The following is a 24396-nucleotide window of genomic DNA, read 5'->3' as shown; positions in this document are numbered from 1 at the left end:
TTTAAGTATCAAACCTCAGGCCTGGAGAGATCACCCTTCGTTGTATGCGGGCCATTATAAAATCAAGAAGCAGAGCCATGCAGGCCACTATAATCGCCCCGGTAATTATCATGTCCGAGTCGCCTCTGGTGATCCCCTGGTGAATGAGTCTGCCCAGGTTTTTTTCGCCGATAAAGGTGGCCATGGTGGCAATTCCAGTGACAATGACAATGGACACGCGCATGCCGGCAAAAATCATGGGCCAGGCCATGGGGATCCGTATCTGCAGTAAAATCTGCAACGGGGTCATGCCCATGCCTTTACCGGCGTCCACGACAGAGGCATCCACTGATTTGACTCCGAGATAAACGCTTCGTACCAGGGGCATCATGGCGTAAATCACCAGGACAACAACAGCGGTATTTCTGCCCAGGCCGAATCCGGGCATGGTCATGAACAGGCCGAAAAGGGAAATACTGGGGATGCAAAAGAGTATATTGCTGAGGCTGATGACTGTCCCGGCCAGCCTGTCGTGCCAGCTTATAATCAGGCCGGTTGATATCCACAGGGCCAGGGAAATAAGCAGAACTATAAGAACCAGGGACAGGTGATTGAAGGTGTATTCCAGAACCAGGCCGGCGTTATTTAGAGTGAAGTTGATAATGTCCATATGGACTGGGACCTGGCCCGGGTATTTTGGTACCGGCTTATTGTGTTGTTATTTGACTGGGAGGTGCCGGTCCGGTCAATCCTGTTTATTCATCCAGTGGGACCGTTTCCGCTGATTAACTTTTAAACACAATAAGGCCTGCCGGACATAAAAAACTCTTCCCAGGATTTTTGTTTGTTATACTGCTTCCTGCTGCATGTCCAGCTCTTGAGGAAAAAAGCCCAGGTCAGTCAAGACCTGGCGCAGTGTTTCCAGTTGAACAGGCTTGGTCAGGTAGGAATCAGCACCGTATTCGTTTAAAGCCTGATCAATATATTCTGGTTCTTCCAGTGAGGTCAACATGACAATTTTGGTTTTCTGAAGATTTTCAATGCCGCTTTCCTTTTCAAACGCCCGGATACGCTCCAGAACTTCAAATCCGTTGAGTGCGGGCATCATTATGTCCAGAAGAACCAGGTCGTAAGGCTCCTTTTTTCTGCAGGCCCAGCAAAAAGTCTGTACTGCTTCTTCGCCGTTGTCTGTTTCGATACAGTTGCCGTAACTGGCCATCATTTTGCTCAGCACCCATCTGTTGTAAAACTCGTCTTCCGCGATCAGTACCTTCATGCGGTCTGCCCTCCATAGAAACGTGTTTCTGACCAAATGTCCGAAAGCCATACTTTTAACCCGCTTTGAGCCCGTTTGCAGTCCGGAAGCAGGTAGTCCTGAATGGGCCGTAAAGCAGGGCAAAAGCGTATTGTTCCTTGTCAGTCCGCGGCAAATGCCATTTTTTAAGCACCGCACAAGTATTGCGCAGAAGTTTTTTTTATACGAGGCAAAAAATAATTTCAATAATTTTTTGACCGGTTTGGCTGATTTTTTATCAGCAACAACCTGCATGCAAGAAGTATTGCCGGTGGGTATTAGAGGATATCATGATCATCGGGGTGAGTTTCAAGATGGGGCATCAGCTTGGAGTCATGGTCTTGAGCGAAGGGGTTGAATTTATGTGGAAATAGTAAGGACCATGGAGTTTGACACGGATCTTGTTCAGGGTTACTACCTCTTCAAAATAAGGCCGGTAACTACCATGATAACCAGTGAAATTTACAATAACTATCTTCAGAACCTGCTCAAAGGCAATCGACAGGAATGCACAAAGATAGTCAAGGACCTTCTGGACAGGGATGTGTCCATTTATGATCTCTACCTGGATCTGTTTCAGACTTCCCTTTACGAAGTAGGTTATCTGTGGGAGACCAACCGTATATCAGTGGCCACAGAACATATGGCCACCACAATTACTGAAAGTGTGCTAAGCTTGGCCTATCCCAGAATTTTTGCCGCCCAGCATGTGGGCAGAAAGGCCGTGGTTTCCTGTCTGGTAAACGAGTACCACCAGATCGGAGGCAAAATGGTGGCCGATATTTTTGAGCTTAATGGCTGGGATGGCTATTTCCTGGGTGCAAACACGCCTGTAGAGGATCTGCTGGATATTGTCCGGGACAAGCAGCCGGAGATAGTAGCACTTTCCATGAGCGTCTATTTTAATATGGACTATCTGCACAATGTTTTACAAAGGCTTGAAAGCGAGCTTCCGGGTCAGCAGGTTATTGTAGGAGGACAGGCCTTTCGTTGGGGAGGATCCGATATACAGGATAAGTATTCCAGGGTGCAATATATTTCTTCAATTAAAGAACTGGAAAAAATGCTGCAACAATATGAGTAAAAACATGATTCCTGATTTTTCCGGTGAGGCCCTGAATAATTATCTCGCTGAACACGCGGCGATTATTCTTATGACCCTTGATGTAGACGGTCGAATCCAGCAGGCCAACAGGTTTACGCATAATCTTGTAGGCAAGGATGTCACAGGCAGACTGCTAAGCGAGGTGATTGTGGATTTCACCGGTTCCTTTGACCTGCAAAATGCTTTGCAGCAGGAGGACGAGCAGCACCTTTTCAATGTCAATTCCCATTCCGGTCTTCCCCAGACTTTTTACTTCCGTTTTATGGAACAGAACGGAAAAATTCTGGCTGTAGGCGAATTAAATCACCTGGAGACAGAGGAACTGCGCAGGAACCTGGTCCAGTTGAATAACGAGTTCAGCAACTTGAACCGGGAACTTCAGAAGAAAAACATTGAGCTGACCAAGCTGAACGAACTAAAGAATCACTTCCTGGGCATGGCTGCCCACGATCTGCGCAATCCCCTGGGGGCCATCCGCAACCTGAGCGAGTTTTTGCTGGAAGAGGCCAGAGACAGTTTAAGTGACGAATACATCCAGTTTCTGGAGCTCATCCACACTTCCAGCAATTTCATGCTTTCCCTGCTTGACCAGCTGCTGGATATCGCCCGGATAGAAGCCGGCAAACTGGAACTTGACTTTCAGTCCACTGATCTAATCTCTCTCATCAAATCCGTTGTGGATATAAATAAGATCCTGGCTGAAAAGAAAAAGATCCAGATCCGGCTGGAGCATTTTGAGACCATACCCTATGTGGAACTGGACTCCATGAAGATTGAACAGGTGATGCACAACCTGCTGTCCAACGCCATCAAATTTTCTCCGGAAGGCAACCTGATCAAGGTGCACGTGTTTTTGAGCGGAGAGCATGTAACAGTTGCCGTTACGGATAAAGGGCCAGGCATTCCGGAAGAAGACATCCAGAAACTTTATCAGCCCTTTACCAAAACCAGCGTCAAGACCCCTGAGGGAGAGAAAAGCACAGGACTTGGCCTGGCCATAGTGCACAAGATTATTCTGGGGCATATGGGCAAGATCTGGGTGGAGAGCAAGGTGGACCAGGGGACAACTTTCTTCTTCAGTCTGCCTGTTAAAGCTGAGTCCAAGGCTTGATGCAGTCCCATGAATTACAAACAGAAAGTATAACATGATGTGACTGCAAAAAGTCAATTCAGGATACTTGACCTTCCAGTCCTGGTCAGAAAGCAGAGTCGAGCCAGACCTCCATTAGCAACAAACATCACGCATACATGAGCCGTCCCCTGGGCTCAGGGATATGTCGGCCAATCTCCCGGGCTGTTTCTATCCATTCTTCAATGACCACCTGGGCATTGGCCACAGCTTCTTCATAGGACTGCCCATCAGCCATGCACCCTGGAAGCTCCGGAACCTCAACCAAAAAGGCTTCGTCCTCCTGGCTCCAGTAGATGATCATTTCGTATTTGTAATCCATTATTGTTCTCCAGCTTGAAGGTTATACCTCAAAATAATATACCTTGCTTGTCGTACTTGATAAGGTTTTGCTTTCGCTCCTTTAGGCTGGAGGTTTAAGATTTCCTCCTAAGTAAGATACCCATAATGATAAAATAAAGGCGATTGTAAGGATGAGTGTTAAAAATAACTTAATAGCGGAAAGAAGACAAGCTCAACTTAGCTGTTTGCAGGGAGTTGACCAATTGCAGACGATTGGGTATCTGTTTTTTCAGAACAGACCCCGTTTTCATTTATTTACTTATGCGTCTTTGATCACCTTCAAAAACCTGTCTCTGTCTACAATCTCACCTTCTGAGATCTCTTCACTTACTGGGAATAAAGGAATCCCAGGCGACCACGGTTCTGTACTCTCCGGATTTTGGTCAAAGTAGTCTGCATCTGTGGTCACACGGACCGGATACATCTTCTATTTCCGAAAGCACAGTTAAATGTTCATGGCAACTCGATCTTCATCGGTATGGGGATCGAAATCTGGATCGATAGCTTCCAATACCGATCCCGACTACGAGGACCAAGCTGACGTCTGCCAGCCCCCGAAAAAATAACCTTGTGGCTCACCAAATTTGATTTATGAGCCACAAATCAGTTTGTGGATAATACGTGAGCCACAAAATTCTATTCTGCTACACGAAGCAAGGACGGCAAGGCCAAGACAGCAGAACGTTGTCCTCCTCCACGCTGAATTTCAACAAGCATATCGTTCTGCTTGAGTTTCGTCAGCATTCTTTTTGCTGTGGCCGGAGGTATTGATGATTTGTACGCAAAATCAGAGCTCTGAAAAATCGGCCGCTGAAAAATCCAGTCCAAGGCGTGGATAGCGTACTGGGAATGGGTCAATTGAGTAAAACGATGCTTGAGTGAATCATACAGGCTTAAGATGGCCTGAGCCTTGCGCAGATTATCCTCAGCCTGGGCCTGGACAGCCTGAAGAAAGAACATGCTCCACCCAGTCCAGTCATTATCCCGGGAGACAGCCAAGAGCCGCTCGTAATATTCATCGCGTCTGGCTTCAAAATAAGCGCTGATATAAAACATAGGGCTGGAAATGAGCCCGACCTGAGCCATGAACAGAGGCACAAAAATCCGTCCCAATCGGCCATTCCCATCCAAGAAAGGATGCAGGGCTTCAAATTCTGCATGAAGCAAAGCTAACTGAACGAGCTTATCCTGAGGAGCCTGGGCATGGATGTATTCTTCCCAGATCCGCATGGCATCCGGGAGCTTTTCAGCTGAAACAGGTACAAATGTGGCCTCTTCAATGCTGCATCCTGGAGAGCCGATCCAGTTCGGACCTTTTCTGTATTCTCCCGGTGATCTGCCCGTCCCTCGCATTCCTTGCAAGAGGACTTCATGCGCTCTTTTGATCACTCTTTGGCAAAGGGGCAGTTCTTTGAGCATATCCAGCGCAGCATGCATAGCCCGCCGGTAATTCAAAATCTCACCGATATCCTCTTTGCGCTCTGGGCTGAATCTGGATCTATCATGCTCTGCCTCGTATTCCAAAACTTCGCCAAAGGTGGCCTGGGTCCCCTCAATTCGGGAGGACAGCACTGCTTCCTGAGTCATAAGCGGCGTCAGGAGGACATTGGCATTGGGTACAGCGGACAAGATACCATCATACCTGGCTACTGCTGCGTTGGCAGGACCAATAAATGGTATGAGGCGGGCCCAGTCCAATTCAGGAGGTGGAAATTTGCCTTCATGATAATACACCGGGGTAGGCATGCTGCTCAGTCCTTCATCCTGGCCTTGGGATCAATGAGCAAAAAGCGCAGAGCCATGAGCACCCGTCTGGGATATTTGCGGTGCATGGCCATACCCAGCCAATAGGCGGCCTCTTCCTTGCCCATGGCCTCAATTCCGTCGGCCACCATTGGCATGTTCTCCCGATTGCGCATGGGAGCCAGGGTACGGAAAAGAAGACCCAGATTCAGGGCCTGATCTTCGTTTAAGGCATAGCGAGCCTGGTCCTGTATATTCAGTCCGCCCAGGTGAATTCCTGCCTTAGCCAGAAGACGCAGCACCCGGTGTTCAATCAGGGCCAGATTACGGCCGCGCAGGCCGGAAATGCGCAGCGGCTTTTTGACATCCGGTGTTCCGTTGTAGGGTATCTGCCAAATCTCAAACTCCAAATCACTTGGCCCGTGGTTTTCAACCCGCAGGTCATAGCGGGGAAGACCCTGGCCAGTTTCGCTGTCGACAATGTTGGGAAGTGCATTCATGAGGATGCCTCCGCATTAGCCAGTACAAAGCAGGCTCCGGTCCTGTTTTTGTCCATTGCCTGGAGTTTCCGAGGCAGTCTGGACCTCTATAACTGTATGTCCCAAGTCTACATCTGCTCCTTACACATGATTCCGGCTGGGATAGAAGACGTGCCGGTAAGCCTGCTGAATAGCCACGGCAGTAAGATACCCATAATGATAAAATAAAGGCGATTGTAAGGATGAGTGGTAAAAATAACTTAATAGCGGAAAGAAGACAAGCTCAACTTAGCTGTTTGCAGGGAGTTGACCCATTGCAGACGATTGGGTATCTGTTTTTTTCAGACAGCTTGGTGCACCCTGCTGTCAAATCTTGCGCATTTTACAATCTGTGGTGGCCGTAAGGCCTTAAAAGGGAAGCCGGTGCAAGTCCGGCGCGGTCCCGCCGCTGTCAGTGGGGATGAAATCCGCATTCAGCCACTTTGAGACATATTTCCCGGTATCTTCGGGGAATGGCAAATTTCAGGGGAAGGCGCGGAGAGTAAGCTGATCCACGAGCCAGAAGACCTGCCGCGGTTTGTTTTCACCTGAAGGGAGATGGTAAATCCCCGGGAGGGCATAGTTGTATGCCAGCCCGGGGATTTTTTTGTGTGCAACTGATTGATCGTTGGATTTTTAATACAATGGAGGTGAAATGGATCTGGTGGTAAAGATAAATATAGTCCCTGAGAAATGCCGGGGCTGCAGGGCCTGCGAGACGGCCTGCGCCTGGTGGGATAAGCCGCCTTTTAACCCCAGGCGGGCGGGTATTCATATCATTAAGGACGAGGAAGCAGGCAGTGAATACCCGCTTTTGAACATGGAATGCCAGGAAAAATTTTGCGGCAAGCAGGCCCCGGGGGCCGGATCCCTGCTGGAGCCGGCATGTGTTACTGCCTGTCTGTTCGAAGCTTTGCAAGTGGAAAAAGAGGAGGTCCGGGATGCGGGATAAATGGTACGGGTGGTGCGGCAGGATTCTCTACGTGGACCTGAACAGCATGCAGGTCAAAACACAAGAGCTGCCCAGGGACCTGGTCCGGGACTATCTGGGTCAGTCCGGCAGCGGGGCCAGGCTGCTCATGGACATGACTTATCCCGGAATGGACCCTTTGTCTCACCAAGCCCCGCTCATATTCGGGGTCGGCCCTCTGGGAGGTACGCCCGCACCTTGCTCCGGGCGTTTCAGCCTGACCTTCAAGTCGCCTCTTACCGGAATTTTCGCCGACTCCAACTGCGGCGGGCATTTCGGGCCTGAGTTTAAAATGGCCGGATTTGATCACCTGGTAATCACCGGCAAGGCGGCTCATCCCGTCTACCTGTGGATAGACAACGACCAGGTGCGGATAAAGGATGCCCGGCACCTGTGGGGCCTGGATACCTGGGAAGCAGACGCAGGCATTAGACAGGAGCTGGGCGAGAGAACGGCCCAGGTGGCCTGTATCGGACCGGCCGGAGAAAACATGGTGCTCATGTCCGCGGTGATATGCAATCTGGGCCGGGCCGCTGCACGCTGCGGACCCGGAGCTGTCATGGGTTCCAAGAATCTCAAGGCAGTGGCTGTGCGCGGGGACAGGGGAGTGGATATTTTTGAGCCCGCAGCCTTTACAGAGGCTGTACAGGAAGTGCAGGCAAGTATCCTGGGAGATCCTCTTTATGAACAGGCCAGTTCCTACGGCACCTGAGCCATTACTCCCCTGGCCCAAGGTATGGGCTTTTTACCCACAAGAAATTTTCAGGAATCCGTCTTTGAAGCCTCCTCCAACTTTTCCGGAGAAAACCTCAAGGATAATTACGTCCAAAGAAACAAAGGCTGTTTCAACTGCCCGGTAAGCTGCAGCCGCTACTGCAGTGTACAAGAGGGACCTTATGCCGGAACTAAGGGCGAAGGCCCGGAATATGAATCCATCTCGGCGTTCGGCTCCAAGTGCGGCAATTCCGACCTGGAAGCAGTGCTGCATGCCAACATGCTCTGCAACAGGCTTGGCCTGGACACCATAAGCACCGGCAACGTCCTGGCCTGGGCCATGGAGTGCGTGGATAAAGGGGTTTTTTCCGCCAGAGATCTGGGTCTGGACGGTCTTGGCTTCGGCAACCATCAGGCCATGATACAGGCCATCCATAGAATAGCCGCCAGACAGGACGGGGGTGATATTCTGGCCCAAGGGGCCTGGAGGGCTGCGCGCATACTCGGAGGACAGGATCTTGTGGTGCACAGCAAAGGCCTGGATTACCCGGCTGTGGATGTGCGCGGAACAAAGGGCATGGCCATGGCCTTTGCCGTTTCCCCCAGAGGCGGAGATCACTTAAAAGGGCTCTGTCTTTTAGAGGTGGCACCGGATGTATATGCACATATTCTCAAGAGTGAGCTGGGCATTGAGCCTGGAGATAAATACTGGCTTAAGTATGAAACCAAAGCCGGGCTCATGGCCTGGCAGGAGGACTGGCACTGCGTAGTGGACTCCCTGGGGCTGTGCAAGCTGGAGGGAATCGCATTAAAACCCGTCCTGCCCGCCCATTTTCACAGGTTGCTGTCCACAGCCACAGGATGGTCGGGAGATGTCCAGGATCTAAGGCGGGCCGGGGAGAGGATCTGGAACCTGGAGCGGATGTTTAACTGCAGGGAAGGACTGGGCAGAAAAGATGATTATCCGCCGAAGCGGCTTATGCAGGAGCCTGTGAAGAACGGGCCTTCCAGGGGAGAACGTCTGGACAGGGATAAATACGAGGCCCTGCTTACGCAATACTACAGCCTCAGAGGATGGGACCTGGATACGGGTGTCCCGACACCGGCAACCAGGAGCAGGCTTGGGCTTTCATAAGGCAAAAAAACGTAACTATTTACCAGGGTCCGTGGACTTTGCAAACAGGACGTAAAAACTCACTCCAAGGAAGCGTAAATCAAAACCTATACACGGGTTTTTAAGCCAGAATAACCTTGATAACATGCTTTAAATAAAGTTCGGTGTTTTACGGTTTTGATTAACGCTTCCTACGTCGTTCAGACAGTTTACGCCCAGTTTGCAAAGCCCCCGGACCCTGGATATCAGCGGTGCGCATAGATTGACCAATTTTATCAGATGGTGAATAGTTACAAAAATACAAATCCACTTGCTTTATTCTATGCCCGGCAGTAAAGAAAACCAGGGGGAAGTACCTGACCAGCCCACCTGGTCATGCTCATGTATTTCCAGTGCGTCATATAATTTGAAATTTTTTTACTGCAGGTGAGCCCATGAAAACCATTACCTCCTTCCCTGAAAAAGTCAGGGTGCTGGAAAACGAGTACATTTTTCTGTCCGACGGAACCCGTCTGGCTGCCAAAATCTGGATCCCCCTCTGCGCTGACAAAGAGCCGGTCCCGGCCATCCTGGAATATATTCCATACCGCAAGCGGGACTTTGAAGCAGTAAGTGATTCCATAACCCAGGGCTATCTGGCCGGTTACGGCTATGCCTGTCTGCGGGTGGACCTGCGCGGAGCAGGGGAATCCCAGGGCGTACTAAGGGATGAATACCTGCAGCAGGAGCTTGACGATGGAGTGGAAGTTCTGGCCTGGATTGCTGCTCAGCCCTGGTGCAACGGGTCCATCGGCATGATGGGCATTTCCTGGGGCGGGTTCAACTCCCTGCAGATCGCCGCTCTGCAGCCGCCTCAGCTCAAGGCCATAATCACTGTGTGCTCAACAGATGACCGTTACGCCGACGATGTGCATTATATGGGTGGCTGCCTTCTGGGAGACAACCTTTCCTGGGCCTCGACCATGTTTGCATATAATTCCTGTCCGCCGGACCCGGACCTGGTTGGGGACAAATGGAAAGAGATGTGGCTTGAGCGACTGGACGGCAGCGGGTTGTGGCTTAAAAACTGGCTCAGTCATCAGCGCAGGGATGATTTCTGGAAACACGGCTCTGTCTGCGAGGATTTTTCCCGTATCAAGTGCCCGGTCATGGCTGTCAGCGGCTGGGCCGACGGATACACCAATGCCGTGTTCAGGCTTCTAAGCGGGCTCAGCGTTCCGCGCAAAGGGCTTATCGGTCCCTGGAGCCATAAGTATCCGCATTTCGGCGTACCGGGTCCGGCCATTGGATTTCTGCAGGAAGCGCTGCGCTGGTGGGATACCTGGCTCAAGGGAAAAGAAACCGGGCTCATGCAGGAGCCCATGCTGCGGGTCTGGATGCAGGACAGCGTTCCTCCCAGCCCCCTGTACAAAAAGCGTCCCGGTCGCTGGGTGGCTGAGCCAGAGTGGCCCTCGGAGAATATAAATATTCTAACATACCACCTGCATCCTGGACATCTGCTTTTGGAGGAGAAGCCCGAAACAAAGGTGTACATGACCATTCAATCCCCACTGAGTGTAGGCCTTTTTGCAGGCAAATGGTGTTCCTACGCTGCGCCTCCGGACCTGCCCCATGACCAGCGTGAAGATGACGGTGGAGCCCTGATTTTTGAGACTGCTCCTCTGGAGACTCCCCTGGAGATTCTGGGAGCTCCTGTGCTGGAATTGGAGCTTTCCGCAAGCGAAGCCGTGGCCATGATAGCGGTGCGTCTTTCGGATGTTGCTCCTGATGACAAGGCCACCCGGGTCACTTACGGCCTGCTGAACCTTTGTCACCGCGAGAGCCATGAGACGCCTGGGTTGCTTGAGCCCGGGCACTCATACAGGGTGCGCGTCCAGTTGAACAACATAGCCCAGCGTTTTCCGGCCGGGAACCGGCTGCGAGTATCCATATCCACTTCTTACTGGCCCCTGGCCTGGCCTTCTCCCAGACCGGTGCGCCTTACAATTTTTGCCGGCCTGAGCCGTCTGGAACTGCCTGTGCGGGAGGCAATCCATGAGGATGACAAGCTGCGCCCGTTTCTGGAGCCGGAAGGAGCACCGGCCATAAGGACCAGTCAGCTGGAACCCAGGCGGCACAGGTGGCGGGTCATCAGGGATCTGGCCCATGATGAGTCCACCCTGGAAGTTGTCATTGATGAAGGCGCTGTTCGTTTTGAGGATATGGACTGGACAGTTACCAACCGGGCCAATGAATGGTATACTTTCCAAGACGATGACTTTGTTTCCGTGCGCGGCGAGACCCTCTGGTTCAGGCGCTTCCAGCGCGGAGAATGGTCTGTCGAGACAGTGACCAGAACTGTTCTCACCTGCTCTGAAACCCATTTCCGGGTACATGCGGAGATGGATGCCTATCACGGGGATGAAAGGGTGTTCTCGCGCAACTGGCTGTGCGAGATACCCAGGGATCATGTGTAACGTTACCGTTATGCTTTATTACAGCAGGCACAACTAAATCATAGGCCCGAGAGTTCGGCAGGCTTAAACGTAAGAACTCACTTTTTTGCCAGGGCGTGACAGAGATAATCTGAATCTTTATTAAGGAAAAGGCAGAACCGTTTAATGGCTGTAAAATATACCCTTGTGATCCATGCCGGCTGTGAAGACATTATTCCGGAGCGCTACGGTCCTGAAGCTGAGCATGAATACCTGGATTATCTGCACAAGAGCCTCGCAGCAGGGCGGGTGGTTCTTGAAGGCGGCGGTAATGGGCTGGATGCGGTCTGTGCTGCAGTGGAAGTTCTGGAAGACTGCCCCCTGTTCAATGCCGGGCGCGGATCAGTATTTGCTCACGATGGGACGATAGAAATGGATGCATCCGTCATGAGGGGCAAAGATCTTTCCGCCGGGGCTGTGGCCGGTGTAACCGGCATCAAAAACCCGGTGCAGGCTGCAGCCCTGGTGCTGAAGAAATCTTCTCATGTCCTGCTCATGGGCACGGGCGCGGAGCGCTTTGCCCATATCCATGGCCTGGAAAGTGCGGCCCCTGCATATTTTCAAACCTCCAGGCGCAGGGAAGAGTACCTTGCAGCCAAAAAGCAGGCCGGGGAAAAGTTTGGAACGGTTGGTGCCGTCTGTTTAGACAGGGCGGGTAATCTGGCATCAGCCTCGTCCACCGGGGGCATCCCCTTAAAGCAGTACGGCCGCGTGGGAGATTCGCCTGTTATCGGGGCAGGGGTCTATGCGGACAACGCCGCCTGCGCCGTCAGCTGCACAGGAGAAGGAGAGTTTTTTCTGCGCCGGGCAGCGGCCAAGCGCATCGCCTGCCTGGTGGAGATCGGCGGTTTTTCTCTGGAAGCGGCCGTTTCGGCAGTTCTGGAAAATATCAGAAATCTTGGAGGAAAAGGCGGGATAATCGCTCTGGATACAGCAGGCCGTTTTTCCATTTCCTTTACCACTCAGGGTATGTTCCGGGGCCTGGTCCGTGAAGGGGGGATGGGACGAGCGGCCATGTTCGGCCCTCCTGGTGCCTGGCAATAGATGCCATGTCTTTTATCGCTTGTGAAAGTCCATTGTCTGGGTCAGGGGCAATCAGCCGCTACGGCAGCCTGTGTGCAAGAGGGGGTTGCTTTGGTATCCTGCCGAAAATTTTCCGGTACAGGTGCGCAACTGTCACGGCCTGGTCATATCCTGCACCCCGCCCGCCATGGGCGTATCTTCCTGCACCGGCAGCTCCATGGGAGAAGTCAGTACCTGAATGGCCACCCTGGGCTCGGTTTCCGGGGCCTGCTCCTGGATCTTTTTGGGGGAGACTGTCGGAATGGTCAGGTCCTGATACTGAAATCTGATCATTTCCCGGCACTTTCTGAATTTTTCCAGAAGATCCTTCTGACTGTCGGCACCAAGATAGATAAAGGCAGAGGCATAGCTGTAGCTGTCCTGTTCCGGAATGTCCGAGAGCTTCATGCCCACTTTTCCCTGTACGTCCACCAAGGTTCCGGGGATCCTGTTGCTTAGATCTTCAAGATCTTCTCTGGTGGGGATGCCGGTAATCAGTTTGTCCTGATACTCCCTCAGGAAAAATTTGCCCGCCACCCGGAATCTGCCCTGGCGTCTGGGAAACGCAGGATCCCGGTTCAGGGCTACATCCAGCATGATCTGGTGATTGGACACACCGTCCACCTTGACAAAGAGATCGCTGTGGGACTGGGGGATGCGGGTATTGATCTCCAGGAACCAGATTTTGTCCTTTTTTTCATTCCAGAAGAATTCCAGGTTGAAGGCGGAGTGATCCAGGTCCACCTGTTTTATGACCCTTTCGCTGATCCTGGACATCTCCTCCTGTACTTTTCTGGGCAGACGGGAGGGATACTGGTAACGGGCAAAGGTAGTCCTGTTGGGCTCGCGGATGGAGTCGATAATGCCGTAGGTGAGCACTTCTTTATTGTGCACGTATCCTTCCAGGGTGCACTGGTGCCCGGAAATGATCTGTTCGGCAACACAGTGGGAGCTCTTGACCCTGACCACCTCAGGTGGGAGCTTGACCATATCCAGGAGGTAGTCAAAGGGCTTGAACAGCCCGATTTTTTCCCTGATGACTGCCACGGCCCGCTTAAAGTCCTTGCGGCTGTTGATGCGGAAGCCCAGCTGCGAAGCAGTGGATTTTATGGGCTTGATCCAGAAGGGATATTCAAGGGAAATCCGGTCCAGGGCCTGGTCATCAAAGGGATCGAATTCGGTAAAGGCCGGTATGTGCTCCGGGATGGCCTTTTTCTGTTCCAGACGGCTCCAGTACTTGTGCTCGCATTTCAGGACGCTTTCCAGGGAGGGGCCGGGCACATTGAACTTCTCACAGAGAATGGGCACCATGGTGCTGACCGGAAAATCAGTATACCCCACAATGGCATCAATGGTCCCCTTGAATTCCCTGAGCTGTTGTTCGGCCAGCTCAAGCATGTCGCTTAACCGGTAAAGTCCGCTGTCAATAAGGGCATGAATGTCCAAGAGACCGATGAAGTTATAGCCTTCTGCATTTTTCACCGAGCTGATCATGCCCAGATTGAAATCGTCCAGACCTATGACAAAGATATTTTTTTTCATGTTCTGTGCTTAGATAGTTGTATTGGTTGAATGAAAGCTTATTGAGCCAGGGCCGGAGTGAATTTTCTCCGGGACAAAAGCAGCTTGTCTCCGGGAACCATTACATGAACGCTCAGATTTTCAATGGAGATGAGTTCACCTTCGTTGATCATGGCCATATTGGTATACTTGATAGTGGATCCGTCCACAACGATGATCAGACCCGAACCTATGGCTTCCAGGGTTTCCCCTTTAGTGATCAGCAGGCCGGTGTCTTCCCCGAGGCCGATACCCAGGCATCCGGGGTTGCTGGCCACAGCCTGAAACAGTCGACCGATGCGTCCGCGTTTGACGAAGTGGGTGTCAATAATAACTTTCGACAACAGCCCGAATCCGCTGCTGAACTTGACCTCGCCTTTTTTTAGTGCCTCCTGGCTGCTTCCCTGATAGATCATGGTGTCGGACATGGCCATGGCTCCGGCGCTGGTTCCTGCGATGACCACGGCCTCCCGTACATAACGCTCGGCAAGGATATTCAGAAGATCAGTGCCTCCCAGGATGGTGGTCAGCCGCAACTGATCTCCGCCGGTGAAAAGAAAACCTTCAGCCTCGCGTACCCGCTGGACCATGTCCTGGCTTTGAGCTTGCTCCCGGGTTCTTATTTCCATAACTGCACAATTTTTAAATCCCAGGCTGCTGAAGGCCTCTGTGTATCTGGTGCCTGCTTTTTCAGGAATGCTTGAGGCGGTGGGGATGATCTCGATGCGTGATTTTATACCGGATAACAATCCGCAGAATCTGGTCAGGATCTCTCCCTCTGTCTCGGCTACCTCCGCATCACTGCTGTTTTCTCCGTTGTCCATTCCTGGCGGCATGGACATGTCCCCACCGATAATTATCAAAATTCCCTTTGTTTTTTCCATATAATTCCTTTATTCTCTCTGCATAAATAGTGCAAGAAAATAAGTTATAGATTATGAATCAGGCTGAGCAGCATGTTGTCTCGGCTATACAATTTTTGGCTGATAATACATGAAATTTAAAAGGAAATCTGTAAAACATGAAAATCCTGGAATCCAGAGCTCTAAGGGGGCCTAATTACTGGTCCAGCCGGAGACACAATCTCATTGTCATTCGGGTGGATCTGGAAGAAATGGAAAAATATCCTTCCAATACCATTTCCGGATTTCCGGAAAATATGGAAAAACTTATACCTTCTCTTTATGAGCACAGATGTTCCAGAGGGTATGAAGGTGGTTTTCTGGAAAGGCTCAGAGAGGGGACATGGATGGGTCATGTAATGGAACATGTTGCATTGGAACTGCAGATACTTGCAGGCATGCAGTGTGGATTCGGACGGTGTACCTGGGATGGAGAAGAAGGCATCTACAGTGTTGTCTTTTCTTATGAGGAGGAAAGGGCTGGTTTTTATGCGGCTGAGGCTGCCTTTGAAATTGTCCGGGCCATGATTAAGGGTGAATCTTATGACCTGCAAAAGGATATTCAGGCCTTAAGAGAAATACGGGAGCAGGAGAGGTTCGGCCCCAGTACCGCCTCCATTGTTCATGAGGCCAAAAAGAGACATATTCCTGTACTTCGGCTCAACAGCTATTCCCTGGTCCAGCTTGGATGGGGGATACATCAGCAGAGAATTCAGGCCACGGTCACGGGCAGAACCAGCAGCATCGGCCTGGAAATCGCCTTTGACAAGGAAGAGACCAAGAACATGCTCCACAACAACGGCTGCCCCGTTCCTTACGGCCTTGTTGTCTGTTCTGCCGGTGAAGTTGAGGCAGCTGTTTGCCGGGTGGGCTTTCCGGTGGTGGTCAAGCCTGTGGATGGACATCATGGCCAGGGCGCAACAATAAATGTTCAAAATCCAGAGAATGCCCTGGCAGCCTTTGAGGCGGCCAGGGAATATTCCAGCCGGGTCATTGTGGAGAAATGCATCAAAGGCAGCGATTTCCGGCTGCTGGTGATCAATTATAAACTTGCAGCGGCAGCAAAGAGGGTTCCGGCTCATGTTACCGGCAACGGCCGCTCCAGTATTCAGGAACTGATCAAGGAAGTGAACCGGGATCCCCGCAGGGGATACGGACATGAAAAGATGCTTACCGAGATCACGGTGGACGACATGACTAAGCGTCTTCTGGAGCTGGAAGGTCTGAGCCTGGACTCGGTTCTTTCCCCGGGCAGAACACTGTATCTCAAGACCACGGCCAATCTGAGCACCGGCGGGGTGTCCGAGGATGTCACAGATACGGTTCATTCCTACAACGTTTTCCTGGCTGAACGGGTGGCCAGGATCATTGATCTGGATGTCTGCGGCATAGATGTCATAGCTCCAAGCCTGGCCGAACCGTTAAGCGAAACCGGAGGAGCTATCATTGAAGTAAACGGGGCGCCGGGATTCCGCATGCATCTGTCTCCTGTCGCGGGTCAGCCCAGAAATGTGGCAGAGCCCGTGCTGGACATGCTCTTTCCCCTGGATCATCCGGGCCGGATACCCATAATCTCCGTGACCGGCACCAACGGCAAGACTACAACCACCAGGCTCATCGCCCACATAATGCACATGAGCGGCAAAAAGGTCGGCTATACCACCACTGACGGAATATATATCCAGAACCGCCTTCTGTATAAGGGGGATTGTTCAGGCCCTGACAGTGCCCGTTTTGTACTGCGCGATCCCACAGTGGATTATGCAGTTTTTGAGACTGCCAGGGGCGGGATGATGCGGGCCGGACTGGGGTACGATCTGAGCGATGTGGGAGTTGTGACCAATGTGGCCTCGGATCACTTAGGGCTTTATGGTATCCATACCCTGGAGCAGCTTACCAGGCTCAAGTGCCTGGTGGCTGAAAATGTTCAGCCTTCAGGTTATGCAGTGCTTAATGCGGATGATGATTACGTTTATTCCATGCAGGAAAATGTCTCCTGCAACACAGCTTTTTTCAGTATGAATGCCGGCAATCCCAGAATAAAAAAACACTGTTCATCCGGAGGGACGGCAGCGGTATACGATGAAGGCGATATAATTCTGCGTAAAGGCGACTGGTCCATGCTGGTTGACAGGGTGATCAATATTCCCTTGACCTATTTCGGCAAGGCCGCGTTCCAGGTGCAAAACGTGCTGGCCGCCTGTCTGGCAGCCTTTGTCCAGGAGGTAAAGGTGGAAGAGATTCGCTTGGGTCTGCAGACGTTTGCACCTTCCTCTGCCCAGTTGCCCGGGCGTATGAATATTTTTGAATTTGAGAAATTCAAGGTGCTCATTGATTATGCCCATAATCCTTCAAGCATGGAGGCCATGGGCAGATTCGTGTCTTCTCTGGGCATGGGAGTCAGTACCGCTATCCTGGCTGGAACAGGTGACAGGCGGGACAAGGATCTGCAGGATTACGGACGGGTTGCTGCAGAGTACTTTGACAGGATCATTGTCTGGGAGGACCAGGATTACGCACGTGGCCGGGACAGCATGAAAGTGATGCAACTCATTCAGGAGGGGGCCGCCAGCAGCTCCAAAAAAGCCCGGGTGCTGAGCATTCTGGATGAAGATCATGCAGTGGACCATGCACTGCAGGAGGCCTTACCAGAGGCCATAATATGCATCTTTACCGGCAGGATCGAAGCCATGACCGCCAAGATCAAGGCGTTAAGGGAAAAAGAGCTGGATCTTATCATTGCCAGAGAGGATATTCCCAATATTTCTCCTGAACTGCGCATGTAAACCCTGTACAAAAGGAAAAAACCATGACCTTCAAGCTCCCCGGATACTGCCCCCCTGATTTGACCAGGGAACGCTTTTCTTCAGCTCCTGCAGCACTTACCGCAGAGGCTCCCGGCAATGGCACAGCTCCATCCGGGTTTCACGCCACTTCTAACCATCCGGAATACGTCTGCATGGAACCGGGAAAATGGATCCTGGTCAGGGAAAGCCGTATGGACTGCGTCATTGTCCGTCGCGGGGACAGTCTGGAAGTGCTTGAGCCGCGAAGGCTGAAGCAGGGAGACAGGGTTGTACTGGGCAGGACCGAGAACGGTGAAGACGGAATATTTGTCCATACAGAAGGTTTTGACACAGGCAGGAGCTCAGCCCCGGACAAGTTTTCCTTTCGCATCAGGGGAACCCGGGAAACGCCCTTTTCCAAAAGCTATGATGCCCTGTACGATCTGCTGCGCCATGACCGGGAACATGGCTATATAGTCTGGGTGCTGGGTCCGGCGGTTGCCTTTGATCAGGACAGCCGCAGGGCCATGCAGGGACTTATCCGGAACGGATTCTGCCATGTGCTGCTGGCAGGCAACGCCCTGGCCACGCACGATCTGGAAGCAGCCATGTTTCAGACCGGGCTGGGCCAGGATATTTATACCCAGGAACCTGTCCGGCATGGACACTATCACCACCTGGATGTTTTGAACACTGTCCGACAATATGGGACCATCAAAGAGACAATCCGGGAAATGAAGATCAGTGACGGGATCATGTACACCTGTGAAAAATACCGGGTGCCGTATATCCTGGCCGGTTCCATCCGTGACGACGGACCACTGCCCGAGGTCGTGGCAGACGTATATAAGTCCCAGGACGCCATGCGCCCTCATGCCAAAAAGGCCACCACAGTGGTGGCCATGGCCACTCAGCTGCACTCAATCGCATTTGGGAACATGACTCCCAGCTACCGGGTCATGGAAAACGGTCTGGTGCGTCCGGTGTATTTCTACATTGTGGACATATCCGAGTTCAGCGTGGACAAGCTGGCCAATCGCGGATCCGTCCAGGCCACTGCCGTGGTGACCAACGTGCAGGACTTTATCGTCAACCTGAGCAGAAACCTGGATTCCTGGCAACAGGAAGGACAGCCGTCTTAAAACCAATGCATAACGCAGCCGCCAGTGATTTCACAGCGAAAAGGCTTCAGGCAGAAAAAAACGACTGCACGGATTCAGGCTAGAACAGTCTCCCCAGGATAAAGCCAAGGTAAAGGGCAAAAAAGCCCAGGATGTTCTGTCCCAGGAGGTTCAGGCCCAGCTTGAGCCACTGGGTGTCCTGAACCAGGGCCGAGCACTCAAAGATATACGTGGAAAAGGTGGTAAAGGCGCCCATGAACCCCACCAGAACAATGATGCGCAAATGAGCGGGCAAAATTCCCCGTTCCTGGATCATTATCCAGATAAGGCCGAACAGAAAGCAGCCCAGAATGTTCACCGTCCAGGTGCCCCAGGGAAATCCGGGTCCAAGCAGGCTGTGCATGGCTACTGACAGCCAGTATCTGAGAAGGGTTCCAAAGGCCCCGGCCAGAGCCAGCAGTAGTATCTTGTTCATGACTTTTTCCAACAAAAAAGCCACGCGCAAGGCGTGGCTGATACAATAAAAAAACCGCCTTTTATACAAAACAACAGGAGTCATCAGCATCACGGCGGTTACCAGGGGGAACTCCATCCCCTTTCAGGCGCTCATGTATATCCGGAAGAAGCGTCTGGAGTCAACTGTTTAGAGTAGGTTCTTCCTACTTGAATTCAAAGGGCAGGGCATTTTTTATTTTCTTGATGTTCTGCCTGAGTCGTCCAGGATTTTTTGCTCCGGTAAATATGATGGCGCAGGCAAAGCTGTAGCTGTCCTGCTCTGCGGGGTCCATCCCGGACAGCCGTTGTCCCTGGCTTGCCAGTATGCTGATCATGGTGCCCGGGAACTGTTCTTCTACAGCCCGGATTTCCTGTGCATGCGGGCTCCTGGTCACCAGGGCGTCCTGAAAACGGCGCATAAAGACCTTGGCCGCACAGGCGAATGGTCCCTTTCCAGGGCTCCAGGCGGGCCTGCGGTTTAATGCCAGTTCTACCAGGATGCGGTGATGTGGTGTACCGTCAACCTTTTCGAAAATGTCTCCGTGGGACTGGGAAATGCGTGGATTGATCTCCAGGATCCAGATATGGTCTCTTTTGCTGTCCCAGAAGAATTCCATGTTGAAAGCGGAGTGATCCAGGCCGGTTTCAGCCAGGACTTTTCCGGCTATTTGGGTCATTTTCTGGATGACCCGGCCGGGCAGGGTCGATGGATACTGATAGCGGGAAAAGCTTGACCCATTGGGGTAGCGAAAGGAATCCACCACTCCATACACCTGGATCTCCCCTTTATGCACAAAGCCTTCCAGGGTGCACTGCCTGCCCCGGATGAGTCCCTCCACCACGCAATGATTGCCCCCGATGCGGGCAATTTCTTCAGGTAGATGGGCATATTCCAGGAACTCATTGAAGGCATTGCCCATGCCTGCAATGCCGGAACGTATTTTCCGCACTGCCCGGGCCAGATCCTTATGATTGCGCACTTTGAAACCCAGGTGGGAGGAGTGTGATTTGACCGGTTTGATCCAGAAGGGATAGTTTACCATAATCTCATTTAAATCCTGATCATCAAAGGGATCCACGCTTTGAAAGGAAGGAACATGTGCCGGGGCTACTTTCTTCTGCAGCAGCCGGCTCCAGTATTTGTGTTCACAGCCCACCACCCCCTGCACCGAAGGTGCGGTCAATCCCAGTCTTCTGGCCAGGATAGGGACCATCAGGCTCACGGGAAAGTCCCAGTAGCCGATTATTCCCCCTATGGGGCGGGGATGGGCGCGCAGCTGGTTTTCTGCAGTGTTGAGCACAGCATGAACATCATAATCCTCACTGGAGGTCACAGCGTCCATGTCCAGCAGGGGATAAATATTTACAGCCAGGTCCTGGTCAATGGTCTCCAGTTTGGACCGGTTGAAATCGTCCAGTCCCAATACGAAAAGATCTATGGAATCATGCTTGTCCATGAGATTTAAACATCCTTCGGGGCAAGTTGACAAAAGTACGACTGTACTCGAAACAAGTTTGTCCCTGCTGGTTGTTATGCGGTGCTATATTTCTGCTATATATTCTTCCTTATCGATTTTAAAACTCAAAAGATCAAGTACATGGTTGTATTTTTCCAACAGGTTCGATCCGTCCATGCCTCCGATGATGATATTGGCCAGTTCGTAACTGTAGCTGTCCTGCAGGGCCAGAAGCTCCGAGAGTCTGTCGCCCTGTCTGACCAGAATCTTCATCTGTGTCCCGGGGAATTTTTCCCGGACCTTTTCAAGCTGTTCCTGGGCGGGCACCTGAACCACCCGTCCATCTTCAAAGGTTCTGAGCATGAAGTGTCCGGCAACGCTGAAGGGTCCGTTTCTTTCCAGTATCCGGGGCTTTCTGCCCAGACAGAGATCCACCATTACGGACAGATGGGAATGACCGTGCACCTTGGCGAAAAGGTCCGTATGCGCTTGGGAGATCCTGGGATTTATTTCCAGGAGGTATACCTGTTGGGCGGTCTGGTCATAGAAGAACTCGATATTGAAGGCCGAGTTGTCCATTCCGATACGGGCTATGGCTTTTCTGGCCGTGTCCATTATCCTGTGCTGGATTTCCAGGGGGAGTATGGAAGGGTACTGGTATCTTGCAAAGGAAGAACTGATTTTTTCCTGCACTGAGTCCACGATGCCGTAGCCCACTATTTCTCCTTTAAAGCTGTAGCCTTCCAGGGTGCACTGCAGGCCTCCAATGGGGGATTCAGCCAGGCAGCTCTCATGCATATGGGCTATTTCATAAGGCACCTGGGCATAGTTCTGCAAAAGATACCTGAAGGGCTCATCAATAAGGGCTATGCTTTTTCTGATCTTGTTCGTAGCCTCCCAGTACTCCAGTTCGTCATTTATCCTGAAGGACAGAAAGGACTTGAATGACTTAATGGGCTTGATCCAGAAAGGAGGCAGGAGGCGGAGCTTTTCAAAGCCCTGTGCGTCAAAGGGATCAAAAGGCTGAAACATAGGGATATGCTCAGGGATGACCTCTTTTTGCTCCACGCGGCTCCAGTATTTGTGTTCGCATCTGAGAACGCTCTCCAGGTCGGGACCGGGGAGGCCGAAGCGCCTGGCCAGAATCGGAACCAGAACCGTGCCTGGAAAATCGTAGTATGTAGCCACTCCGTCAATGGAACCCTTGAAAGATTCCATTCTGCCCACGGCTTTGTCTATGAGGTGCTGCATATCATATGACTGGACATTTCTGATGTCTGATATATCCAGGGCGGCGTGAAACTCGCATTCCGCCGCCTGGGGGAGCTGCTGCAGAAGCTTTTTGTTGAATTCATCCAGGCCGACAATAAAAATATTCTTTTTGGGCATGAAAAGATCTCCGGGTAAGCGTAGTTTGAAAGTTAACGGCGTGTTGAATTTTAATCATTGGTTGAAGAGATGGTTTATAATTATTACAATTACTTGTTTAAGTATAGCGTTGCCTGACCATGTAACAACCTGAAATTTAAGGATCCAGCTAAATTTAATTACCATAGATTTTTTTGTTGACAAAGTTTAAAAACCATGTTTATAAGGCTTCCCATGTTAAGCGAATCCCTTAGACCCAGCCATACTTCTTTTTATTTTTGGTATTTTTATTTTATACAGGCCTGTGGTCCGAAGGGAGGAGTTTAGCCTAACAGAAGAGTAGAAGATTCATAAACCCAAGGGCCGCAGGCAAAAGCCGGCGGCCCTTTTTTTGTTTCTGAAGAAGGTCCGCCTGAACCTGCCGCCCCAAACCATCAGGAGGTATTGTCATGCACCTGGGAAAGAGCATCAGAATGGAGAGGATTTTCAACCGCAACACAGGCCGGGCCATTATTGTTCCTGTGGATCACGGGGTGACCGTGGGTCCCATTGACGGGATCATCGACATGAGGGTCACCGTAGACAAGGTGGCCGAGGGCGGAGCCAATGCCGTGCTCATGCACAAGGGCCTGGCCCGGTGCGGACACCGGGGCAAGGGACACGACGTCGGCCTTATCGTTCATCTTTCAGCAAGCACTTCAATTTCTCCCTATCCCAATGCCAAGACTCTGGTGGCCAGTGTAGAGGACGCCATCAAACTGGGGGCTGACGGCATTTCCGTCCATGTAAACCTGGGGGACGAATCCGAGCGGGAAATGCTCCGGGATATGGGCCAGGTGGCTTCCAAGGCTAATGAATGGGGTATGCCTCTGCTGGCCATGGTTTACGCCCGCGGCCCCAAGGTCAAGGACGAGTTCGATATGAACATGGTCCGGCACTGCGCCCGGGTAGGGGAAGAACTGGGCGCGGATGTGGTAAAGGTGGCCTACACAGGTGAGGCGGACAGCTTCGCCAAGGTGGTGGAGGCCTGCTGCATACCGGTGGTCATTGCCGGTGGTCCCAAGCTGGATAATGACCGGGACCTGGTGAAAATGGTGCACGATTCTGTTGCTGCCGGAGCTGCCGGGCTTTCCGTGGGCCGAAACGTTTTTCAGCACAGTGATGTGACATCCTTAGTCAAGACCCTGCACCATGTGGTTCATGACGATATGGATGTGGACGAGGCCATGGATGTTCTGTCCAACGGCGGCGAATGATTGATAACCGATAACCGACTGCAGGAACACCATGACCAAAAAAATATACTTCAAAGCGGTTCCTTTTGATAAAAGTCTGGTCACTCTGGCCCTGGAATCAGGTGTGGACGGAATCCTGGCCGAGAAGAACGATCTGGAAAAGATCCAGGCACTGGGCCGGACTCAGGCCCTGGATGTGCAGGATTTCAACATCATGAGCATAGACAGCAAGGAAGACGAGGAAAACGCTGTCCAGCGCCTCAAGGCAGGTGAGAACGTAGTCCTGGCCAGGGGGGTGGAGATAATTCCCGTGGAAAACATTGTGGCCCAGACACCTCAGGTGGGTATGGAAGCAGCCACTCTGCAGGAGGTGGATACCGCCCTGGGCATCCTGGAAAAAGGCGTGGACTACGTGGTGGTGGATGCAGAGTCCGCCGGGGAACTCAAAAAAATCGCCGCCAGGGTCAAGCAGGACCAGGGCAGGCTGGAGCTCATACCAGGCAGGATAACTCATATATCCCCTGTGGGTCTGGGGCACAGGGTGTGTGTGGACACTATTTCCCTTTTAAATACAGCGGAGGGCATGCTGGTGGGCAACTCCAGCGCATTTACCTTCCTGGTGAATGCTGAAACCGAGTCCAACCCGTACGTGGCCCCCAGACCCTTCAGGATCAATGCCGGAGCAGTGCATTCCTACACCTGTCTTCCAGGAGACAAAACCACTTACTTAGAAGAACTGGCTCCAGGCAGTCAGGTGCTCATTGTTTCCGGCCAGGGCGAGGCCAGATCTGCCGTAGTGGGCCGCATCAAGACCGAGGTCCGGCCCATGCTGCTCATCAGTGCCGAGTTCGAGGGTCATCAGGGCAGCGTGATCCTGCAGAATGCCGAGACCATCCGCCTGGTGGGTGCGGACAACAGGCCGGTAAGCGTGGTCAATCTCAAGGTGGGGGATCAGGTCATGTGCCGGGCCGACGAGGCAGGACGGCATTTTGGAATGCGCATCCAGGAAGATATCAGGGAAAAATAGC

22 protein-coding genes and 2 riboswitches are annotated in these 24396 nt (G+C 52.0%); of the genes, 12 read left to right on the top strand and 10 right to left on the bottom strand.

Translation table 11 applies throughout. The features are described from left to right. Nucleotide 1: 1 nt before the first annotated feature. Nucleotides 2-649 carry an ABC transporter permease gene (locus DTHIO_RS01040; protein ID WP_008868509.1) on the bottom strand — a complete coding sequence of 216 codons (648 nt, stop codon included), beginning with the start codon at nucleotides 647-649 and terminating at the stop codon, nucleotides 2-4. Nucleotides 650-826: 177 nt separating this feature from the next. Then, nucleotides 827-1255, bottom strand: a complete 429-nt coding sequence (locus DTHIO_RS21550) for a response regulator (RefSeq protein WP_008868508.1) — start codon at nucleotides 1253-1255, stop codon at nucleotides 827-829. 22 nt (nucleotides 1256-1277) lie between these two features. Here DTHIO_RS21550 and DTHIO_RS21920 point away from each other — a divergent pair, with 22 nt between their 5' ends. The 3 genes from DTHIO_RS21920 to DTHIO_RS01025 are packed head-to-tail and all read left to right on the top strand — an operon-like array spanning nucleotide 1278 to nucleotide 3489. Further along, nucleotides 1278-1631: a hypothetical protein gene (locus DTHIO_RS21920; protein ID WP_208596356.1), complete on the top strand. Its 354-nt coding sequence runs from the start codon at nucleotides 1278-1280 to the stop codon at nucleotides 1629-1631. 6 nt (nucleotides 1632-1637) lie between these two features. Next, nucleotides 1638-2357, top strand: a complete 720-nt coding sequence (locus DTHIO_RS01030) for a cobalamin B12-binding domain-containing protein (protein ID WP_008868507.1) — start codon at nucleotides 1638-1640, stop codon at nucleotides 2355-2357. Continuing rightward, entirely contained in the window at nucleotides 2350-3489 is a 1140-nt protein-coding gene (locus DTHIO_RS01025; RefSeq protein WP_050775104.1) for a sensor histidine kinase, read from the top strand. Before DTHIO_RS01030 ends, DTHIO_RS01025 begins: the two co-directional genes overlap by 8 nt. Before the next feature lie 127 nt (nucleotides 3490-3616). Here the strand turns inward: DTHIO_RS01025 and DTHIO_RS01020 are convergent, their stop codons facing one another. The 3 genes from DTHIO_RS01020 to DTHIO_RS01010 all read right to left on the bottom strand — a co-directional run bounded on the left by DTHIO_RS01020 (nucleotide 3617) and on the right by DTHIO_RS01010 (nucleotide 6092). Beyond that, the gene (locus DTHIO_RS01020) at nucleotides 3617-3829 is read right to left on the bottom strand and encodes a type II toxin-antitoxin system HicB family antitoxin (RefSeq protein WP_008868505.1); all 213 of its coding nucleotides are present in this window, start codon (nucleotides 3827-3829) and stop codon (nucleotides 3617-3619) included. 656 nt (nucleotides 3830-4485) lie between these two features. Then, nucleotides 4486-5595 carry a Fic family protein gene (locus tag DTHIO_RS01015; RefSeq protein WP_008868504.1) on the bottom strand — a complete coding sequence of 370 codons (1110 nt, stop codon included), beginning with the start codon at nucleotides 5593-5595 and terminating at the stop codon, nucleotides 4486-4488. Between the two features lie 5 nt (nucleotides 5596-5600). Continuing rightward, nucleotides 5601-6092: a DUF7680 family protein gene (locus tag DTHIO_RS01010; protein ID WP_008868503.1), complete on the bottom strand. Its 492-nt coding sequence runs from the start codon at nucleotides 6090-6092 to the stop codon at nucleotides 5601-5603. Between the two features lie 354 nt (nucleotides 6093-6446). Continuing rightward, nucleotides 6447-6660: riboswitch (cobalamin riboswitch) on the top strand. A gap of 105 nt (nucleotides 6661-6765) precedes the next feature. Here DTHIO_RS01010 and DTHIO_RS01005 point away from each other — a divergent pair. The 5 genes from DTHIO_RS01005 to DTHIO_RS00990 all read left to right on the top strand — a co-directional run bounded on the left by DTHIO_RS01005 (nucleotide 6766) and on the right by DTHIO_RS00990 (nucleotide 12426). Further along, on the top strand, nucleotides 6766-7062 hold the full coding sequence (locus DTHIO_RS01005) for a 4Fe-4S dicluster domain-containing protein (RefSeq protein WP_008868502.1): 297 nt from the start codon (nucleotides 6766-6768) through the stop codon (nucleotides 7060-7062). Then, nucleotides 7052-7792 carry an aldehyde ferredoxin oxidoreductase N-terminal domain-containing protein gene (locus DTHIO_RS20230; RefSeq protein WP_083803895.1) on the top strand — a complete coding sequence of 247 codons (741 nt, stop codon included), beginning with the start codon at nucleotides 7052-7054 and terminating at the stop codon, nucleotides 7790-7792. Before DTHIO_RS01005 ends, DTHIO_RS20230 begins: the two co-directional genes overlap by 11 nt. A gap of 24 nt (nucleotides 7793-7816) precedes the next feature. Further along, on the top strand, nucleotides 7817-8929 hold the full coding sequence (locus DTHIO_RS20225; protein WP_083803894.1) for an aldehyde ferredoxin oxidoreductase C-terminal domain-containing protein: 1113 nt from the start codon (nucleotides 7817-7819) through the stop codon (nucleotides 8927-8929). A 413-nt stretch (nucleotides 8930-9342) separates the two neighbouring features. Beyond that, nucleotides 9343-11364 (top strand): CocE/NonD family hydrolase, encoded by a 2022-nt coding sequence (locus DTHIO_RS00995; protein ID WP_008868500.1) that lies wholly within the window; start codon nucleotides 9343-9345, stop codon nucleotides 11362-11364. A 144-nt stretch (nucleotides 11365-11508) separates the two neighbouring features. Further along, nucleotides 11509-12426, top strand: coding sequence for an isoaspartyl peptidase/L-asparaginase family protein (locus DTHIO_RS00990; protein WP_008868499.1), 918 nt, complete (start codon nucleotides 11509-11511; stop codon nucleotides 12424-12426). A 132-nt stretch (nucleotides 12427-12558) separates the two neighbouring features. On the opposite strand, the gene DTHIO_RS00985 is transcribed toward DTHIO_RS00990, so the two are convergent. Together DTHIO_RS00985 and DTHIO_RS00980 are read right to left on the bottom strand one after the other, a co-directional pair. After that, the gene (locus tag DTHIO_RS00985) at nucleotides 12559-13986 is read right to left on the bottom strand and encodes an ATP-grasp domain-containing protein (protein WP_008868498.1); all 1428 of its coding nucleotides are present in this window, start codon (nucleotides 13984-13986) and stop codon (nucleotides 12559-12561) included. Between the two features lie 38 nt (nucleotides 13987-14024). Next, nucleotides 14025-14888: a cyanophycinase gene (locus DTHIO_RS00980; protein WP_008868497.1), complete on the bottom strand. Its 864-nt coding sequence runs from the start codon at nucleotides 14886-14888 to the stop codon at nucleotides 14025-14027. Nucleotides 14889-15025: 137 nt separating this feature from the next. Between DTHIO_RS00980 and cphA the strand changes: the two genes are divergently transcribed. Continuing rightward, the gene (gene cphA / locus DTHIO_RS00975) at nucleotides 15026-17692 is read left to right on the top strand and encodes a cyanophycin synthetase (RefSeq protein ID WP_008868496.1); all 2667 of its coding nucleotides are present in this window, start codon (nucleotides 15026-15028) and stop codon (nucleotides 17690-17692) included. A 23-nt stretch (nucleotides 17693-17715) separates the two neighbouring features. Further along, complete coding sequence (locus DTHIO_RS00970; protein ID WP_008868495.1) at nucleotides 17716-18834, top strand: putative NPN-dependent ornithine cyclodeaminase; 1119 nt, start codon at nucleotides 17716-17718, stop codon at nucleotides 18832-18834. Nucleotides 18835-18913: 79 nt separating this feature from the next. On the opposite strand, the gene crcB is transcribed toward DTHIO_RS00970, so the two are convergent. From crcB to DTHIO_RS00955, 3 genes are all read right to left on the bottom strand, one after another. After that, entirely contained in the window at nucleotides 18914-19288 is a 375-nt protein-coding gene (gene crcB / locus DTHIO_RS00965; RefSeq protein WP_040417705.1) for a fluoride efflux transporter CrcB, read from the bottom strand. Nucleotides 19289-19355: 67 nt separating this feature from the next. Next, a riboswitch (Fluoride riboswitch) is annotated at nucleotides 19356-19418 on the bottom strand. Nucleotides 19419-19472: 54 nt separating this feature from the next. Next, complete coding sequence (locus tag DTHIO_RS00960) at nucleotides 19473-20765, bottom strand: ATP-grasp domain-containing protein (RefSeq protein ID WP_008868493.1); 1293 nt, start codon at nucleotides 20763-20765, stop codon at nucleotides 19473-19475. 84 nt (nucleotides 20766-20849) lie between these two features. Continuing rightward, nucleotides 20850-22154 (bottom strand): ATP-grasp domain-containing protein, encoded by a 1305-nt coding sequence (locus tag DTHIO_RS00955; RefSeq protein WP_008868492.1) that lies wholly within the window; start codon nucleotides 22152-22154, stop codon nucleotides 20850-20852. 428 nt (nucleotides 22155-22582) lie between these two features. Between DTHIO_RS00955 and DTHIO_RS00950 the strand changes: the two genes are divergently transcribed. Next, on the top strand, nucleotides 22583-23389 hold the full coding sequence (locus tag DTHIO_RS00950) for a 2-amino-3,7-dideoxy-D-threo-hept-6-ulosonate synthase (protein ID WP_008868491.1): 807 nt from the start codon (nucleotides 22583-22585) through the stop codon (nucleotides 23387-23389). 31 nt (nucleotides 23390-23420) lie between these two features. Beyond that, entirely contained in the window at nucleotides 23421-24395 is a 975-nt protein-coding gene (locus DTHIO_RS00945; protein WP_008868490.1) for a 3-dehydroquinate synthase II, read from the top strand. The last annotated feature ends 1 nt before the right edge of the window (nucleotide 24396 follow it).

The sequence above is a fragment of the Desulfonatronospira thiodismutans ASO3-1 genome (genome assembly GCF_000174435.1).
GTDB lineage: Bacteria > Desulfobacterota > Desulfovibrionia > Desulfovibrionales > Desulfonatronovibrionaceae > Desulfonatronospira > Desulfonatronospira thiodismutans.
This window is presented reverse-complemented; position numbering and strand designations above follow the sequence as displayed.

Coding starts and splice junctions, on each gene's coding strand:
- DTHIO_RS00990 (WP_008868499.1), top strand. CDS start 11,509: ATGGCTGTAAAATATACCCTTGTGATCCATGCCGGCTGTGAAGACATT.
- DTHIO_RS01025 (WP_050775104.1), top strand. CDS start 2,350: ATGAGTAAAAACATGATTCCTGATTTTTCCGGTGAGGCCCTGAATAAT.
- cphA (WP_008868496.1), top strand. CDS start 15,026: ATGAAAATCCTGGAATCCAGAGCTCTAAGGGGGCCTAATTACTGGTCC.
- DTHIO_RS00950 (WP_008868491.1), top strand. CDS start 22,583: ATGCACCTGGGAAAGAGCATCAGAATGGAGAGGATTTTCAACCGCAAC.
- DTHIO_RS21550 (WP_008868508.1), bottom strand. CDS start 1,255: ATGAAGGTACTGATCGCGGAAGACGAGTTTTACAACAGATGGGTGCTG.
- DTHIO_RS00985 (WP_008868498.1), bottom strand. CDS start 13,986: ATGAAAAAAAATATCTTTGTCATAGGTCTGGACGATTTCAATCTGGGC.
- DTHIO_RS00955 (WP_008868492.1), bottom strand. CDS start 22,154: ATGCCCAAAAAGAATATTTTTATTGTCGGCCTGGATGAATTCAACAAA.
- crcB (WP_040417705.1), bottom strand. CDS start 19,288: ATGAACAAGATACTACTGCTGGCTCTGGCCGGGGCCTTTGGAACCCTT.
- DTHIO_RS00970 (WP_008868495.1), top strand. CDS start 17,716: ATGACCTTCAAGCTCCCCGGATACTGCCCCCCTGATTTGACCAGGGAA.
- DTHIO_RS20225 (WP_083803894.1), top strand. CDS start 7,817: ATGGGCTTTTTACCCACAAGAAATTTTCAGGAATCCGTCTTTGAAGCC.
- DTHIO_RS20230 (WP_083803895.1), top strand. CDS start 7,052: ATGCGGGATAAATGGTACGGGTGGTGCGGCAGGATTCTCTACGTGGAC.
- DTHIO_RS01020 (WP_008868505.1), bottom strand. CDS start 3,829: ATGGATTACAAATACGAAATGATCATCTACTGGAGCCAGGAGGACGAA.
- DTHIO_RS01005 (WP_008868502.1), top strand. CDS start 6,766: ATGGATCTGGTGGTAAAGATAAATATAGTCCCTGAGAAATGCCGGGGC.
- DTHIO_RS01010 (WP_008868503.1), bottom strand. CDS start 6,092: ATGAATGCACTTCCCAACATTGTCGACAGCGAAACTGGCCAGGGTCTT.
- DTHIO_RS00945 (WP_008868490.1), top strand. CDS start 23,421: ATGACCAAAAAAATATACTTCAAAGCGGTTCCTTTTGATAAAAGTCTG.
- DTHIO_RS00980 (WP_008868497.1), bottom strand. CDS start 14,888: ATGGAAAAAACAAAGGGAATTTTGATAATTATCGGTGGGGACATGTCC.
- DTHIO_RS01015 (WP_008868504.1), bottom strand. CDS start 5,595: ATGCCTACCCCGGTGTATTATCATGAAGGCAAATTTCCACCTCCTGAA.
- DTHIO_RS00960 (WP_008868493.1), bottom strand. CDS start 20,765: ATGGACAAGCATGATTCCATAGATCTTTTCGTATTGGGACTGGACGAT.
- DTHIO_RS00995 (WP_008868500.1), top strand. CDS start 9,343: ATGAAAACCATTACCTCCTTCCCTGAAAAAGTCAGGGTGCTGGAAAAC.
- DTHIO_RS01040 (WP_008868509.1), bottom strand. CDS start 649: ATGGACATTATCAACTTCACTCTAAATAACGCCGGCCTGGTTCTGGAA.